The sequence below is a fragment of the Rhodococcus sp. (in: high G+C Gram-positive bacteria) genome, from assembly GCF_049591685.1.
Taxonomy (GTDB): domain Bacteria; phylum Actinomycetota; class Actinomycetes; order Mycobacteriales; family Mycobacteriaceae; genus Rhodococcoides.
Map to the genome: position 1 here is coordinate 1 of NZ_JBAWFH010000322.1, position 1,618 is coordinate 1,618.

Here is a 1,618-nt window from a genome sequence, read left to right on the forward strand (position 1 = left end):
CCCCTTGGCCGTTTATCGAATCGGATAATAATCGCTTATAACGTTAAAGGGAGGTTCGGCGATTGTTTGCTGCGACGGCTCAGATTCTGTTCTCGGAGGTACGCCCGTCGAATATGCTCAGAGGGCCCTGGCGCGGCGCCTCGGTCGTTGGCGTGACGGGCACGTTGGGGCCGGAGACGTCGGTGTTCACGCCATCGTCTGTGGTGCGTGCGGGCGTCACCGAGTCAAGGGACTGCGGCGTGTTCTGTGAGTCGCCGACGAGCGAGGCGAGGGGCGCGCCGTCAACGGGAGTCGCGGAACCGTTCTTCGCTTCGTCGGTCGTGCTCGGCGCGGTGGTGATCGTTTGCGGCTGCTCGGCGCTCAGAGCCGACGGCTGACCCACGATGGCCGGAATGCTTGTGCCGGTCTGCGCCTTGTTGTCAACGGGAGTCGCCTCGGTGTTGGGGGCAACGGGGGCAATGTGGAACATTTCGGGATTGCCTATCATCACGGTAACGTTGGGGGACGTGGCCGGGGCGCTGCCGTTGTCGGCGGTCGCGGGAGCTTCCGGCGCGGCCGGGGCGGTGCCGTTGTCGGCGATCGCGGGCTTTTCGGGAGTAGCCTCGGTCGGGGAGTTGTCGGCAGTCGCGGGTTTTTCCGGTGTGGCGACGGGCGTGGAGTTATCGGCGGTCGCAGGAGTTTGAGTGTCGGCCGTCGCAGGAGCTTGAGGCGCCGAGTTATCGGCGGTCGCAGAGTCCTGGGGCGCATTGCCGTTCGAAGACGCGTTGTCGGTCGAGGACGCGTTGTCGCTCGACGCATCGACGATATTCGGGTTCTTCTGCATCATCTCCGCGATGAAGTCGAGCACGGATTGGGGATCGATCTCCGTTGCATCGATGAAGAAGTTGGTGCTGTTATCGATTGCCACCTTGTTCTTGTTGGAGACGTTAAGCTCGGAAGTGATGTCGTTCAGGACGCCCTTGCTGTGCTCGAGGCTGGACAGCACGCGGCGCTTCTGCTCCTCATCGAGCTGGTTCACGGCGGCGGCCACCTTCTGCACGTAGCTGGCATGACGCCTATACCTCGCCTGGCTGGTCTGTCCCTCGGCGGGCGCGGCCTGGCTAGGCTCCACAAGCGAGGAGAGGCGGTGAGGCTCGAAGTCGTTGCCGCTCGCGTCGCTGAAGCGCGCGCAGTCCGTGGACTTCTTGTCAGACAGCTTCTTGACGATGAGCCCGTTGGCGTTTGCGTAAGTGCTGCAGAACTCGTTCAGGTTGGATTCGTTGTAGAGCGTGAAGGCGACGTTCGGGTTCGGTCGCACGCAGAAAGCCGAGTCGCCGTAAGTCTTGCGGCACGCGCACAGATTCTGGCACTCGCCGGGCATTGCGGCACAGAAGGCCCACTTAGACACCGCCTCGCGCTCGCCGCCCGTCGCCGCGCAAATGCGCGTGGAGTCGGGCGTCACGGCGACGAAGTTGTTGTCGGCGTCGCAGTAGCCGGTCATCGAGGAGACGACGTTGAAGCAGGTCTGGCTGCACTCCTCGGCCGAGTTGCCGTGGTAGGTCACCGGCTGGAAGGTGGAGTCGCCGCGCTTGTCGCAGTAATTCTTGGAGTTCTGGTAGAACGTGAAGGAGTCGTCGCA

General features: G+C 63.2%; 1 pseudogene. It reads right to left on the reverse strand.

The window, feature by feature from the left end:
• Positions 1-79 precede the first annotated feature (79 nt).
• Positions 80-1,618, reverse strand: a pseudogene (locus WBQ44_RS13400) (hypothetical protein); the annotation flags it as partial.